Consider the following 15,065-nt stretch of genomic DNA (forward strand, 5'->3'; position numbering starts at 1 on the left):
GGTCGCCGCGGCATGGTGGGATGACGCGTACCGGGCGGTGCGAGGGCTGCGGCGCCGCCGGTTGCCGGGTTGGTTAGACGCGAGGGCACCGGTCCAGGACAGGACCGTCGACGGCGCACGTCCACCGGCTGATTCCCGCCGGGGCACGTCGCCGTGATCGTCGCACCGCTCACGACAGCGGGGCGATCACGCCACATCCCACCCGATTGCGGCGGGGCGGCTCAGCCAGCGCCCCTCGCGAGTCAGGAGAACCTGTGAACCGTTCCCGTATGGCCGCCTTGCTCACCGCGGCCATGACCCTCGCGCTCGGCGCTGTCGCCCTGGCGTCCACTCCACAGCCGGCCGCCGCGCACGGCGCGGCGATGACGCCCGGCAGCCGGACCTACCTGTGCTGGCAGGACGGCCTCAGTACGACCGGTGAGATCAGGCCGACCAACCCGGCGTGCTCCGCCGCTGTGGCCCAGAGCGGGACGAACTCGCTCTACAACTGGTTCAGCGTGCTGCGCTCGGACGCGGGCGGCCGGACCACCGGCTTCATCCCGGACGGGCAACTGTGCAGCGGCGGCGCCACCGGGTTCCGCGGCTACGACCTGCCCCGCACCGACTGGCCGCTGACCCACCTGACCGCCGGGGCGCGGTTGGACTTCAAGTACAGCAACTGGGCGCACCACCCGGGCACGTTCTACTTCTACGTGACGAAGAACAGCTGGAGCCCGAACCGGGCCCTGGCCTGGAGTGACCTGGAGGAGCCGTTCCTGACGGTGACCAACCCGCCGCAGCGCGGGTCGGTCGGCAGCAACGACGGGCACTACTACTTCAGTGGCAACCTGCCCTCGGGCAAGAGCGGCCAGCACATCATCTACTCCCGCTGGGTCCGCTCGGACTCACAGGAGAACTTCTTCGGCTGCTCCGACGTGGTCTTCGACGGTGGCAACGGCCAGGTGACCGGCATCCGGGGCGGCACGACGTCGCCGACCCCCACGCCGACCACGCCGACGCCGGGTCCGACCGACCCGCCGCCGACCACCACCCCGCCGCCGGCCGGCGGTAGCTGCGCGGCCAGCTACAAGACGACGAGCTCCTGGCAGGGCGGCTTCCAGGGCGAGGTCACGATCACGAACAACAGCAGTTCGGCGATCTCCGGCTGGACCGCCAGCTGGACCTGGCCCAACGGCCAGTCGATCAGTCAGATCTGGGGTGCCACCCAGACGACGTCCGGCTCGTCGGTGACAGCGACGAACGTCAACTACAACGGCACTGTCGCACCGTCGGGAACCGCGACGTTCGGCTTCCTGGGCAGCTCCACAGGGACCAACGGCGCCCCCACGGTGAGCTGCGCCGCCCGCTGAACCCCCCGCCCCAATAGTTGATCAAGAGGTTTGCGTCACCGGAACGGCTCCGAGTGACGCAAACCTCTTGATCAACAGGGTCGGGCAGGGTCGGGCAGGGTCAGAGTTGGGCGGGGGCGGCCGGTCAGCGGACCATGGAACCGACCACCGGCTTCGTGAGCAGGGCGGACTGGTTGCGCTGGATACCCGGGTCGAGGGTCTTGGCCACGAAGATCGCGTGCCAGATGCAGAAGATCAGCACCGTCCACACCTTGCGAGAGTGGTCAGCCTCCTCCCGCTTGTGCTCGTCGAGCAGCCGCAGCGCGTACGACAGGTCCAGCAGGTCACCCGCGCCCGAGGTGCTCAGCACGTGCCGGGCCCACTCGTACATCTCGCCGCGCAGCCAGACCCGGGTGGGGGTCGGGAAGCCCAGCTTCTTGCGGTTGACGATGGCTGGCGGCACGACACCCTGCAACGCCTGACGCATCGCGTACTTGGTGGCGTCGGAGCGCGGCGGCAGCTTCAGGTCGACCGGGATCTTCGCCGCGACGTCGAAGACCTCGCGGTCGAGGAACGGCACCCGCACCTCCAGCGAGTGCGACATCGAGATCCGGTCGGCCTTGACCAGGATGTCGCCGCGCAGCCAGGTGTAGAGGTCGACGTACTGCATCTTGGTGACGTCGTCCAGCTCCGTGCACTCGGCGTAGATCGGGGCGGTGACGTCCGTGTAGCGCACCGAGGGGTCGTAGCGGCGCATCAGCTGCTGCTTCTCCTCCTCGGTGAACATCCGGGCGTTGCCGTAGTAACGCTCCTCGATCGGGGTGGTGCCGCGCTCCAGGAAGCTCTTGCCCTTGACCCCCTGCGGAATCGCCTTGGAGACCGCGCGCAGCCCCTTCTGCACACCGCCGGGCAGACCGTTGACGGTGCCCAGCGACAGCGGCTCCCGATAGATCGTGTAGCCGCCGAAGAACTCGTCCGCGCCCTCACCGGAGAGCACCACGGTGACGTGCTCGGCGGCCTTCTTCGCCACGAAGTAGAGCGGTACCAGCGCCGGGTCGGCCACCGGGTCGTCCAGGTGCCAGACGATCTTCGGCAGCGCGTCGATCATGTCCTGCGGACCGATCTTGGTGGGGATCGTGGTGACGTCGAGGTGCCGGGCCGAATCCTGGGCGACGTCGATCTCCGAGTAGCCCGGCACGTCGTAGCCGACCGTGAAGGTCAGGATGTTCGGGTTGAACTCCCGGGCCAGCGCCACCACCGCCGTGGAGTCGATGCCGCTGGACAGGAACGAGCCGACCGGCACGTCGGAGCGCATGTGCATGCGCACGCTCTCCCGCAGCGTCTCGCGGATCTCGTGGTAGAGCCTCTGCTCGTCGTCGACCGGCGCCGGCCGGAACACCGGCCGGTACCAGCGGCGTACGTCGATCCGACCGCCCGGGGTCCAGTTCAGGTACTCCCCGGAGCCGATCCGGCTGATGCCCTTGTGCAGGGTGCCGGGCTCGGGGACGTACTGCAGGGTCAGGTAGTGGCTCAGGTTCGCCGTGTCGACGCCCGCGTCGCCCTGGTAGTTGCTGTGCGCGAACGGCAGCAGCGCCTTCTTCTCCGAGGCCAGGTAGAGGCCGTCGGCGGTCTCCAGGTAGTGCATCGGCTTGATGCCGAAGTAGTCGCGGGCACCGAACGCCCGCCGTTCCTGCCGGTCCCAGATGACGAACGCGAACATGCCCCGCAGCCGGGTGAGCACCTGCTCACCCCAGTAGTGGTAGCCCGCGACGATCACCTCGCCGTCACCGGCGGTGGCGAACTGGGCACCGAAGTTCCTGATCAACTCCTCGCGCAGCTCGATGTAGTTGTAGATCTCGCCGTTGAAGGTCAGCAGGTAACGGCCGTTCGCGTAGGGCAGTGGCTCGTGACTCGACGCGACGTCGATGATGGCCAGCCGCTTGTGGGCGAACACGCCGTCCGCGTACCGGCCGGAGGCGTCGCCGACCACCTCGACCCCGGTCTCGTCGGGGCCGCGGTGGTGCAGGCATTCCAACGCTCCGGCGATGTGGTCGCGATGCGCCGCGGCGTTGCCGTTCGCGCTGAAGAAGGCCAGAAGTCCGCACATGGTGGCCATCTTTCCACGCGCGATGTCGGCCCTTGCAGCCGTCCGTCGATCCACCCGGGTGCGAGGGGGCGTCACCGCCAACCGGACGCGCGGTACCGTCGGGACCAGCAACGAAGCGGAGGGAGCGGCGCAATGACCGAGGGACAGACCGACGGTACGCCGACGGACGGTACGGAATCGCACGATCCGGACTTCCCGGAGGCGTTCCTGTCCTTCATGCGGCAGGGTTGGAGCGACACCGCGCTTCCCGTGACGCCCCGCCCGGAGACGCCCAACTACGCCAAGCGGCGGGCGGCCCTCTCGGCGGCGTTCCCCGGCGAGACGCTCGTGATCCCCACCGGCACCGAGAAGGTCCGGGCCAACGACACCGACTACCCGTTCCGGCCGGGCAGCGACTTCGCCTACCTCACCGGCGACCACGACGCCGACAGCGTGCTGGTGCTGCGCCCGAACGGCTCGGGGCACGACGCGACGCTCTACATGCGGCCCCGGTCCTCCCGGGAGACCGACGAGTTCTTCCGCAGCCGCAACGGCGAGCTGTGGGTGGGCCGGCGGCACACCCTCAGCGAGAAGTCGACCGAGCTGGGCCTGCCGACCGCCGACCTGACCGGTCTGGACGCCACGCTCGCCGACCTGGCTCCGAGGCGTACCCGGGTGCTGCGCGGTTTCGACGCCCAGGTGGACGCGGCCGTCCGCCTCTACGACGGGCCCCGCAGCGAGGGCCAGCCGGCCCGGGACCGCGAGCTGGCCATCGCCATCTCGGAGATGAAGCTGGTCAAGGACGAGTGGGAGATCGGCCAACTCCAGGACGCGATCGACGCCACCGTACGCGGCTTCGAGGACGTCGCCCGGATCCTGCCGGCCGACCGGGCGGTGTCCGAGCGGCTGCTGGAGGGCGTCTTCGCGCTGCGGGCCCGCCACGACGGCAACGACGTCGGGTACAGCTCGATCGTCGGTGCCGGCGAGCACGCCACGATCCTGCACTGGGTGCACAACCACGGCGCCACCCGACCGGGTGACCTGCTGCTGATGGACATGGGCGTCGAGGGCCGCAACCTCTACACCGCCGACGTCACCCGGGTGCTCCCGGTGAACGGCCGGTTCACCGCCCTGCAACGCCAGGTCTACGACATCGTGTACGCCTCGCAGCAGGCCGGCATCGAGGCCATCCGCCCCGGCGTGACGTTCAAGGACGTCCACCTGACCTGTATGCGGGTCCTTGCCGAGGGCCTGTCCGACCTGGGCCTGCTGCCGGTGAGCGTGGACGAGGCGATGGACGAGAAGTCGACCGTCTACCGGCGGTGGACGCTGCACGGCTTCGGCCACATGCTCGGCATCGACGTGCACGACTGCTCCAACGCCCGCAAGGAGACGTACCGCGACGGTGCGCTGGGCGAGGGTTACGTGCTCACCGTCGAGCCCGGTCTGTACTTCCAGCCGGAGGACGAGCTGGTCCCCGCCGAGCTGCGGGGTGTGGGCATCCGGATCGAGGACGACGTGCTGGTCACCGCGACCGGCGCGACGAACCTGTCGGCCGGGCTGCCCCGCACCTCCGACGAGGTCGAGACCTGGCTGGCCGAGCAGCGCGAAGCCGGCCCCCGCCTGCCCGGCTGACCCGCCGACCGCCGACCGCCGACCGCCGGACCAGGGTGAGCTGCCCGCTCACCAGACCAGCCTGACCCGTCTGGCCGGCTGGCCCGTCTGATCCGGCTGAGCCGCCCGCACGGCTGACCCGCCAGACCAGGCTGACCCGCCAGTGCCCTCGCTGGGGGCGCTGGCGGGTCACGCTCCGCCCCTGGCCGCCTGTCCCCTCGCTGAGGGCCGGCGGCCAGGGGCTTTTGTCGTGATCAACTCGGTTTCCGTGAAGTCGCGCTGTCCCGGTCGCCCGGATGCCGCGTTTTCAGCGGAGCCGAGTGGATCACGCCCGGAGCGCGGGCACCGTTCGGCACCCGTGGACCTGACGGCGGTGTATGGCGCTGCTCAGGTCTTTCCTGCTAGCCCAGACTGGTTGGCCGCCTCTCAGCTGACCTGCGCTGAATGCGTGGTTATCTCGGATACGTCCGCATCGCGAAGATGGTTCTCATACGGTGAGGATCAGAGGCTACAACCCATTTGTAGCTGGTCGTGGCGCCTCGGGCGGTGCGATCCCGTCTGGTAGCAGGAAAGGGCGGAAGGCTCTGATGTCCAACGACGTAACGAGTACCGACGGCGGGGCCTTGACAGCTCCGCCACCACGGCGAAGGCGGGCGCTCTGGGTCGCCGGCGTAGCCGGGCTGACCGGCGTGGTCGGCCTGGCGGCCCTCGGCGGCGTCGCCGCTCGGGACGACAAGCCCAAGTCCGACCAGGTGTCGGACGCGCAGCCATCGACCAACCGGCAGAACGTCAGCGACGACGGCGGCGCGGACAAGGGCGGCGCCAAGGACGACGGCGGTCAGGACGACGAGTGGGGCGGCGATGACTGGAGCGGCTTCGACGACCGGTCCGGCAAGGACGGCAAGGACCGCGAGGACGGCAAGCACGACGAGAAGGACCGCACCAGGCAGGTCCCCTGCGACTCCGACAAGCTGATCCAGGCGATCACGTTCGCCAACAACGACGACGGCGGCGTGCTGGAGCTGGCCCGGGGCTGCACCTACACCCTGACCCGCAACCAGGACGGCAACGGCCTCCCGGTGATCACCGAGCGCATCACCCTCAAGGGCGAGCACACCACCATCGGCCGCGAAGCCACTGCCGACTATTTCCGCATCCTCAACGTCGGGGCCGGTGGTCACCTCACCCTCAAGGGCCTGAGCATCAGGGGTGGCCAGACCCTTCAGTTCCCGACAGCCGCCGATCCGGCGACGGTCTGGGCCCCGTACTCGGCCCAGGTCCGCTCGACCAGGGCCACGCCACCGGCGGCGGCACCCGCCGCGAAGCCGACGACCGCTGCCGCGCCCGGCGCCAAGCCAGCGGCAGCGAAGCCGGCAGCAACCGCTGCCAAGCCAGCCACCAAGGCAGCGCCGGCCAAGCCGGCCACCAAGGCAGCGCCAGCCAAGCCGGCCACGAAGGCAGCGCCTGCCAAGGCCACCGCAAAGGCAACGCCAGCCAAGGCAGCCGCCAAGCCGGCCGCGACGGCAGCGCCAGCCAAGCCCGTGGCGGCAGCACCAAAGGCGGCCCCGACCGCCACCAAGGCTGCCCCGGCCAACCCGGTGGCCGCTACGGCGAAGCCGGTGGGTGCCGCTACGGCGGTCGTGCCGCTGGTGGAGCAGCCTGGGTTCACCGACGGCGCCGGGGTGCTGGTGCAGCCCGGTGGTCGCGCGGAGATCCTGGACAGCGAGTTGCTCTACAACCAGTCCGGCGGCAACGGCGGCGGGTTGGCCAACTTCGGCAGCACCAGGCTCAGCAAGACGACGGTTGCGCACAACACCGCCTTCTTCTTCGGCGGCGGCATCTTCAACGCCGGCGTACTCCAGATCGACGAGTCGAAGATCAAGGACAACACCGGGATCGTCGGCGGCGGCGGCATCTCCAACGGCGCTCCCGACATCTTCACCGAAGACGTGGACGGCGGCTCGGTCTGGGTCTACAAGAGCGAGGTCACCGACAACGAGACGCTCGGCTTCGGTGGCGGCGTCCTGGATGTCGAGGGCACCACGACGTTGCACCAGACGACGGTCAGTGACAACACGGCGGTCCTCGCCGGTGGTGGCGTCGCGGTGGCCGACAGCCAGCTCACCCTCAAGGACGCCTCGGTGGTCAAGAACAGCACCGCTGGCGTGGGTGGCGGCCTGGCCGTTGCCTTCGACAGCGTCGCGACGATCGAGAACAGCAGGATCAAGGACAACACCGCGGGCTTCTTCGGCGCCGGCCTCTACAACGAGGACAGCATCACCACGCTGCGCGAGAGCGAGGTGACCGGCAACCGGGCCGTCGGCCCGGCCGGCAGCGGCGGCGGCATCTACAACACCGACGGCGGTGAGGTCAGCCTCCACCGGACGAAGGTGACGCACAACTTCGCCACTCTGCCGCCCGGCGGGATCTCCAACGGCCTCTTCAGCCTCGTACGGCTGGACGACGAGTCCGTCGTGTCCGCCAACCGCCCCACCAACTGCCTGAACGTTCCCGACTGCTTCTGACCGGAACGGGTGGCTGATCCACATAGAGGGTGCGCCCCTCCGAGCCGTGACGGCGCGGAGGGGCGTACCCATTTGGGCAGGTCAGGCGGTTGCGGGCCGGCTTGGGTGGCGTGTGTCGTTCGCGGCCCCACTGGGGGCAACATGAACCGAATGTGGGCTTCTCTCGGATAAGCCCGCGAGGCGAGGAACCTTCTCATACGGTGGTTTTGGGAGCTACAACCGATTTGTAGCAGGGGACGCCCGTCTGACGGCGGCGACCCTGTCTGGTACGAGGAGAGGGCAGAGAGCTCCGATGTCCAACTACCTAACGAACAACGAAGCCTCCGGGCGAGCGACGGCCAAGAGCCGCCGCAAGCTCTGGCTCGCCAGTGGCGTGGCCGGTTTGACGGGCGTGATCAGTCTCGCGGCGGTGGGCGTCGCGGGCAGCGCCGGAGCGGTCGGCCTGAACTGGAACACCGCGCAGGTCAGCAAGGACGGCGACCAGCGGGGTGACGAGGGACGCGACTGGAACAAGGACGAGGACCGGGACAAGGGCCGGGACAAGGACAAGGACAAGGACCACGAGCGCGGGAAGGAGGTGCCCTGCGACACCGACAAGCTGATCCAGGCGATCGTGTTCGCCAACAACAAGCACGGCGGTGTGCTGGAGCTGGCCAAGGGTTGCACCTACAACCTGACCCGCAACGACTACCAGGGCAACGGCCTGCCGGTCATCACCGAGCGGATCACGCTCAAGGGCGAGCACACCACGATCTCTCGGGAAGCCACGGCGGACTACTTCCGCATCCTCAACGTCGGCGCCGGTGGTCACCTCACCATCAAGGGCCTGACCATCAAGGGTGGTCAGACCCTCGAACTGGAGAACGGCGTCGAGCCGGCCGCGGTCTGGGCGGCCTACTCGGACTCCGAGGCGCTCGCCGCGCAGGTGAAGGCGGGCACCCCGTTGGCCCAGGCGCTCACCGCGCGTCAGGCCAACCCGAAGGCGGGCCTGAAGGCCGCTCCGAAGGTCACCCCGAAGGCCAAGCCGGGCGTCGTCACGCCGCTCGTCCAGCAGCCGGAGGAGAACGACGGTGCCGGGATCCTGGTTCAGCCGGGTGGCACCGCCGAGATCCTGGAGTCCGAGGTCGTCCTGAACCAGTCGGGTGGCAACGGTGGTGGTGTGGCCAACTTCGGCACCACGAAGATCTGGCACAGCACCGTCACCCGTAACACCGCCTTCTTCTTCGGCGGCGGTGTCTTCAACGCCGGGCTGCTCAAGGTCGAGGAGTCGAAGATCAAGGACAACACCGCTGTCATCGGTGGTGGCGGTATCTCCAACGGCGCCGCGGAGATCTTCACCGAGGACGTCGACGGCGGAACGGTCGAGCTCAAGAAGGCCGAGATCACCGACAACGAGACGCTCGGCTTCGGTGGTGGCTACCTCGACATCGAGGGCAACACCACGGCGTACGAGACCAAGTTCGTCTCGAACACCGCGGTTCTCGCCGGTGGCGGTCTCGCTGCGGCGGACAGCCAGCTGAACCTGCACAACGTCACGGTCGAGAAGAACAGCACCGCCGGTGTCGGTGGCGGCGCGGCCATCGCCTTCGACAGCGTGGCCACCTTCGAGAAGAGCAGCATCAAGGACAACACCGCCGGCTTCTTCGGCGGCGGGCTCTTCAACGCCGGCAGCGTCACCACGCTGCGCGACAGCGAGGTCGTCGGCAACCGGGCCGTGGGCCCGATCGGGGTCGGCGGCGGCATCTTCAACATCTTCGGCGAGGTCAACCTGTCGAAGACGAAGGTCGCCCACAACTTCTCCACCTTCGAGCCGGGCGGTGTCTTCAGCTTCTTCGGAGACGTGAACGTGGACGACAAGTCCGCCATCACCGCGAACCGTCCGACCAACTGCCTGGCCATTCCGGGCGCCACGATCGACAACTGCTTCGCCTGATCACCTCCGGGTGACGACGGCGTAGCGCCAGCACAACGGGCCGGCCCCCTTCCGCGAGACGCGGAAGGGGGCCGGTTCACGTCACTTCTGGACGAAGACCGCCACGCTGCGCGCCGGTACGGTGAACGTGCCGGCCACCCGGTCGAACGAGGCGGTACGCAGCACCGGGTCGGCCGAGTCGACAAGCACCGGGTGCAGTGCCACGTCCGCTCCGCGCAGGCCGGTCACCGTCTGGTCGGCCGCCGACGGGGTGCTGTTGAAGACGACGGTCAGTGACGTCCACGGCCCGCCCAGCCCCCGAGCGTCCAGGGTCATCGTCAGCACGCCCGGCGTCTCCTGCGCGCCGGACAGCGGGAACGCCACCCGCCGCTGCACCTGCTCGGCCGTGGCCAGCCCGAACACCGGCGACGACGCCCGGACGCGCAGCAACTCGGCGTACCGGGCGTCGGTGGTGGTGATCGCCGCGCAGTCCGGGACCAGCGCCGGGTCGGCCAGCAGCGGCCTCGCGTACGGCCACTTGTCCTCGTTGTCCGGCGCGGGCGGCAGACCCGCGCCGAACCCGTTGCCCTCGGCGCAGTCCCAGCGGATCTGGTTGAACCAGTCACCGGAGTTGTACGAGTTGCGGTCCAGCGACTTCGACCGCAACCGTTCGGTGCCGGCGGTGACGAACCCGGTGCCCTGCCCCAGCACCACAGTGCCCAACGCCAGCACCTGCATCCGGGAACGGTCCGCCGCCGAGGTCGCCTGCGGCAGTTTGTACGCCAACGCGTCGTACAGGATCTCGTTGTCGTGCGCGTCGGCGTAGGTGACGGCCTCCCCGGGCGCTGCGGTGTAGCCGGCCGGGGAGCCGTTGTAGTCGACCTGCGCCCCGGTGACCTCGTGCCCGGCGCTGTCGGTGAACCGGTAGTCGCGCAGGTTGCCGGTGAGCCCCACCTTGATCAAATCGTGGGCGCGCAGCAGGCGGGCCTTCTGCTCGGTCGGCGACCCGTTGACCGGGTCGCCGTTCGGGTCGGTGTAGAGCCCGGAGGCGAAACCCTGCACCCTCGGGTTCTCGTCGAACGGTCCGCCGCCGCGCACGGCGTCGCGCAGCCGGTCGTTGAAGGTGCCGATGCCGGTGCCGGCCATGTTGGCCTGGGTGGCCTGGACGAAACGGGCATCGTTGGCGACCTCGCCGAAGTTCCAGCCCTCGCCGTAGAGCATGATCGCCTTGCCGTCCACGCCGTCGCGGGCGACGGTCAACCGGTCCAGGGCCGCCCGGACGGCCAGGATGTTCGCCTTCGGGTGGTGGCCCATCAGGTCGAACCGGAAGCCGTCCACCTTGTACTTTCGCGCCCAGGTGACCAGCGAGTCGACCACCAGTTTGCCCATCATGGCGTGCTCGGGGGCGGTGTTGGCGCAGCAGGTGGAGTTGGCCACCGCGCCGTCCTCGAGCAGCCGGTGGTAGTAGCCGGGCACGATCTGGTCGAGCACCGACGTGGCGTCGGTGCCGGCCGCCGACGTGTGGTTGTAGACCACGTCCATGACCACCCGCAGCCCGGCGTCGTTCACCCCGGCGACCATCCGCCGGAACTCGGTGGTCCGCGCCGCGCCGACCGGGTCGACGGCGTAGCCGCCCTCGGGCACTGTGTAGTGCAGCGGGTCGTACCCCCAGTTGTAGCCGTCGGTCTCGGCGACCGCCGCCACGCATTGCTGCTGCTCGGCCGAGTCCGGCGGCAGCGTCGCCAGGTCGCAGGCCGGCTGCCGCTGGTCGGCCCGCTTCTCGGGGATCGTCGCGAAATCGAACGCCGGCAGCAGGTGCAGGTAGTTGACCCCGGCGTCGCCGAGCTTGCGCAGGTGGGTCATGCCGGCGCTTCCCGGCTCGGTGAACGCGAGGAAGGTCCCCCGCCGCCCGGCCGGCACGGTGTCGTCGGCGATGGAGAAGTCCCGCACTGACAACTCGGTGATCTGCGCCTTCGCGGCCGGCACCGGTGCCGGTTTGCGCAGCGTGCGCCACCCGGGGGGTGCCAGCGCCGGGTCGTTCAGGTCGACGAGCTGGCTGTGCGTGGAGTCGGCGGCGAGGGCCACCGAGTACGGGTCGGTCACCGACGCGGTGACCATCCGCTGCGCCGCCGGCTGCCACGCCCGGACCTCGTACCGGTAGAACGTGCCGGTCCAGGTGTGGTCGCCGCGCACCGACCAGACGCCGGTACGGTCGTCGCGGCGCATCGGCACCGTCTTCGGTGCGGCGGTGGGCGAGTCGAACAGGTGCAGGCGCACACTGTGCGCGGTCGGCGCCCAGAGCGCGAGGCTCGGCGTCCGCCCCGCGAAGGTGGGCCCGAGCGTGGCGTCGGCCGCCCGGGAGTACACGTCGTCGAGCACGCCGGGGATCTGCACGCCGGTCGCGGCGAGCAGCCCGCCCTCGGCGTCGCGCTCGGTGACCAGCAGCTGCCCCCGCAGCGCCGCCGGGACCGTGGCCAGGTCCGCCCGGCCCAGGGCGAAGCTACGGTACGACCACAGGTGCGGGAACCTGTCGCGTTGGGCCTCGGTGAGCCCGTTGCGCTGCGCCCGCAGCGGCATCGTGGTGTACGTGCCGGTCAGCTCGCCGTCGACCACGCTGACCCCGCCGGTGGGTGCGCTGACCAGCGCGTACGTCTTGCCGTCGGTCGGCGGTGTCTGCCACGCCACAGTGGACCTGTCGATCCAGTGCGCCTTCTGCTTGCTGATGTCGGTGTCTCCGCTGGCGGTGGTGGCCGTCGACGGCAGCAGGCGTCCGGGTGTGGCGGCGAGCAACCACACCTCCCGGCCGGCGCTGGCGAAGTCGAGCCGCTGGTCGTCGGGCAGGTCCTTGGTGTCGCCGTTGTGGATGATGTAGTTCAGCCCGGTGGCACCGGCGGCCAGCGGCACCCGGAACACCGCCCCGAACGCGTCGACGGTGCTCGGCCGCAGCGGGGCGGACCACTCGGTCGGGTTGGCCGCGCCGTCCCACAGGTGCAGGCCCCAGCCGTCGTAGTTGCCGTCGGCCCGCCGATAGTGGAGCACGGCGGTGCCCTCCTCGACCGGCGGTTCCGGTTCTCCGGCGGCCGCCTGCCTGCTCGGGTAGATCGCCGGGTCGCCCTGCTTGAGCCAGATCTCGCCGGTCTGGGTGACGTCGATGCTGCGGTCCTGGGCGACGTCCTTCGTACCAGCCTTGTCGACGACCAGGAAGTTCACCGACGTCGCGCCCGGCTTGAGTTTCACCCAGGCGAACCGGCCGTAGGAGTCCTCCCCGGCGAACGGCTGCCCCTTCGGCCACTCGGTGACGTACGCCGGGTCGATGTCCCCCCAGGCGTACAGCCCCCAGTCGTCGTACCCGCCGGCCGGGCGCTGGTAGTGCACCACCGCCCACTCCCGGGAGCTGCCCTGCGGCGGGGTTCCCACGACAGCGGTGGACCGGGCGGTCGCGGTACGGCCCCGGCCGTCGCGCACCACCGCCTTGTACTCCACCCGGGTGCCGCCGGCCAGTCCGGTCAGGTCGTGCTGCACCGTGTACGGGGCGTGATCCGCGCTGCCCAGCAGTGTCCACCGGCCGCCGGCCACCCGCGCCGCGACGGTGACGGTGGCCAACGGGTCGCCGGTCACCCGGGCGGTGACCGCTGCCCTGGTGGCGACCGCCGCGTCCGGAACCGGGCTGGTGATGGTGATGGTCGGCTTGTCGGCCGCCGGTGCGACGGGCTTGCCGGCCCGGTACACCGCCGCCGACAACGGCGGCACGGTGAGGGTCAGTTCACCGTCCCCGCCAGCGGTGGCGCGGTCGGTGCCGCCGTAGATGCCGGTGAAGGTGGCGCCGGCCGACCAGGTGTCCACCGTGACAGTCTGCGCGGTGTCGGCGTTGTTCACGGCCACCACGTACTCGGTGCGGTCGGACGGGGCGATCCGGGAGGCGGCGAAGACGCCCGGCCCGTCGGCCGCGTACCGGGTGACCTGCACGCCGTCGCGCAACGCCGGGTGGGCCTGGCGCAGCCGGCCCAGGTCGGCAATGGTCCGGTAGAGCGGGTGGGTCGGGTCGAACTGGTCGCTGGCGTGCGTGCGGTCGGTGCCGAGCAGGTCGTCGTCGAGGTAGTCGGCAACCGTCGACGCGAACATGTCCTGCCGGGCGTCCTTGTCCCCGCCGGGGCCGGTGAAGCCCTGTTCGTCGCCGGAGTAGACCACCGGCTGGCCCCGGGTCAGGAACATCAACTGGTGCGCGAGCTGGTCACGACGCAGGTGGCTGGCCGGGTCGCTGCCACCACCGGCGATGAACGAACCGATCCGGCCCATGTCGTGGTTGCCGAGGAAGGTGGTCAACCGACCCGCGTCGGTGTCCCGGGCCGCGTAGAGGTCGTCGCGGGCGTACACGTCGGCGAGCGCCTTCGCGGAACCGGCGCCGGCGGTGAAGCCCCGGGCGGCCTCCTGGAAGGCGAAGTCGAGGGTGGCCGGCAGGCCGCCCTGGCGGACGTAGCTGGAGGCGATCTCCGGGTCGGCGCTGTAGACCTCGCCGAACATGAAGAAGTCCTTCTTGCCGGCCTTCTCCGCGGCCCGCTCGATGCCCTGGCTGAACTGCGGCCAGAAGTCCATGTTGACGTGCTTCACGGTGTCCAACCGGAAGCCGTCGACGCCGGTCGCGCCGATCCAGTCCCCGTACGCCTTGGTCAAACCCCGCACCACCTCGGGACGCTCGGTCCACAGGTCGTCGAGGCCGAAGAAGTCGCCGTACTCGCTGTTCTCGCCGGCGAAGGTGGAGTCACCCCGGTTGTGGTACATGGTCACGTCGTTCAGCCACGCCGGGACCTTGACGCTCGCGTCCGAGGGGTCGGCGAACGTCGGCGTGTACGGGAAGGAGTCCGTGTCGACCGGCGGGAACGCCCGGGAGCCGTCGGCGTAGTTGCGGTCCTCGAACGCCCGGCCCTGCGCGTCGGTGTACGGCGAGGTCGCCTTGTCCACGTACGCGTACCTGTCCTCCGCGTACTTGATCACGTCGGCGGTGTGGTTGACGATCACGTCGAGGTAGATCTTGAGGCCGCGCTGGTGGGCGAGCTTCACCAGCCGCTTCATCTCCTCCATCGTGCCGAAGTGCGGGTCCACCTGGGTGAAGTCGGTGATCCAGTAGCCGTGGTAGCCGGCCGAGATGTCGTTGCCGGCACCCTGCACCGGCCGGTTCTTGAAGATCGGGGCGAGCCAGATGGCAGTGGTGCCCAGCCCCTGGATGTAGTCCAGCTTGTCGATGACGCCCTTGAGGTCGCCGCCGTGGTAGAAGCCCTTGTCGGTCGGGTCGAGGCCGGTCCGTAGCCGGTCGCCGGTGAGGCCGCCCCGGTCGTTGCCGGGGTCCCCGTTGGCGAACCGGTCCGGCAGGACGAAGTAGAACTGCTCGGCTCGGGCAGCGGTGCCGCCGGCCTTCAGCAGCGCCTCGGCGCTGGGTTCGGCACGCCACTGGGTCGCACCGCCGATCGCGGACGGGGCGTCGTCGGACGGTCGGGGGCCGGCGGCGGCGGGGTGCACGGCGACCGGAGCGCCGACGAGCGTGACGGTGAGCAGGGAGGCAAGGGCCAGCAGGGCGGTGCGCGGTATCGGCGGGGGTCTCATCG

Annotated in this window: 6 protein-coding genes; 4 read left to right on the forward strand and 2 right to left on the reverse strand. The window is 70.0% G+C overall.

What is annotated here, in order from left to right; translation table 11 throughout:
- The first annotated feature begins 269 nt into the window (after nucleotides 1-269).
- On the forward strand, nucleotides 270-1,349 hold the full coding sequence (locus ACZ6NZ_RS31505) for a lytic polysaccharide monooxygenase auxiliary activity family 9 protein (protein WP_366613149.1): 1,080 nt from the start codon (nucleotides 270-272) through the stop codon (nucleotides 1,347-1,349).
- A 124-nt stretch (nucleotides 1,350-1,473) separates the two neighbouring features.
- Here ACZ6NZ_RS31505 and asnB read toward each other — a convergent pair whose 3' ends face one another.
- Entirely contained in the window at nucleotides 1,474-3,435 is a 1,962-nt protein-coding gene (asnB, locus tag ACZ6NZ_RS31510) for an asparagine synthase (glutamine-hydrolyzing) (protein WP_366613104.1), read from the reverse strand.
- Nucleotides 3,436-3,567: 132 nt separating this feature from the next.
- Between asnB and ACZ6NZ_RS31515 the strand changes: the two genes are divergently transcribed.
- The 3 genes from ACZ6NZ_RS31515 (at nucleotide 3,568) to ACZ6NZ_RS31525 (ending at nucleotide 9,486) form a co-directional block, all read left to right on the forward strand.
- Nucleotides 3,568-5,049, forward strand: a complete 1,482-nt coding sequence (locus ACZ6NZ_RS31515; protein ID WP_465861495.1) for an aminopeptidase P family protein — start codon at nucleotides 3,568-3,570, stop codon at nucleotides 5,047-5,049.
- 566 nt (nucleotides 5,050-5,615) lie between these two features.
- Entirely contained in the window at nucleotides 5,616-7,553 is a 1,938-nt protein-coding gene (locus ACZ6NZ_RS31520; protein ID WP_465861496.1) for a hypothetical protein, read from the forward strand.
- Nucleotides 7,554-7,845: 292 nt separating this feature from the next.
- Entirely contained in the window at nucleotides 7,846-9,486 is a 1,641-nt protein-coding gene (locus ACZ6NZ_RS31525; RefSeq protein WP_465861498.1) for a hypothetical protein, read from the forward strand.
- Between the two features lie 81 nt (nucleotides 9,487-9,567).
- Here ACZ6NZ_RS31525 and pulA read toward each other — a convergent pair whose 3' ends face one another.
- The gene (pulA, locus tag ACZ6NZ_RS31530) at nucleotides 9,568-15,063 is read right to left on the reverse strand and encodes a pullulanase-type alpha-1,6-glucosidase (RefSeq protein ID WP_465861500.1); all 5,496 of its coding nucleotides are present in this window, start codon (nucleotides 15,061-15,063) and stop codon (nucleotides 9,568-9,570) included.
- Between the last annotated feature and the right edge of the window lie 2 nt (nucleotides 15,064-15,065).

The sequence above is a fragment of the Micromonospora sp. NPDC047756 genome (assembly GCF_055587245.1).

Bases quoted from the DNA above. Each gene is read 5' to 3' on its own strand.
- ACZ6NZ_RS31505 (WP_366613149.1), top strand. From the start codon at position 270: ATGGCCGCCTTGCTCACCGCGGCCATGACCCTCGCGCTCGGCGCTGTC.
- asnB (WP_366613104.1), bottom strand. From the start codon at position 3,435: ATGTGCGGACTTCTGGCCTTCTTCAGCGCGAACGGCAACGCCGCGGCG.
- ACZ6NZ_RS31515 (WP_465861495.1), top strand. From the start codon at position 3,568: ATGACCGAGGGACAGACCGACGGTACGCCGACGGACGGTACGGAATCG.
- ACZ6NZ_RS31520 (WP_465861496.1), top strand. From the start codon at position 5,616: ATGTCCAACGACGTAACGAGTACCGACGGCGGGGCCTTGACAGCTCCG.
- ACZ6NZ_RS31525 (WP_465861498.1), top strand. From the start codon at position 7,846: ATGTCCAACTACCTAACGAACAACGAAGCCTCCGGGCGAGCGACGGCC.
- pulA (WP_465861500.1), bottom strand. From the start codon at position 15,063: ATGAGACCCCCGCCGATACCGCGCACCGCCCTGCTGGCCCTTGCCTCC.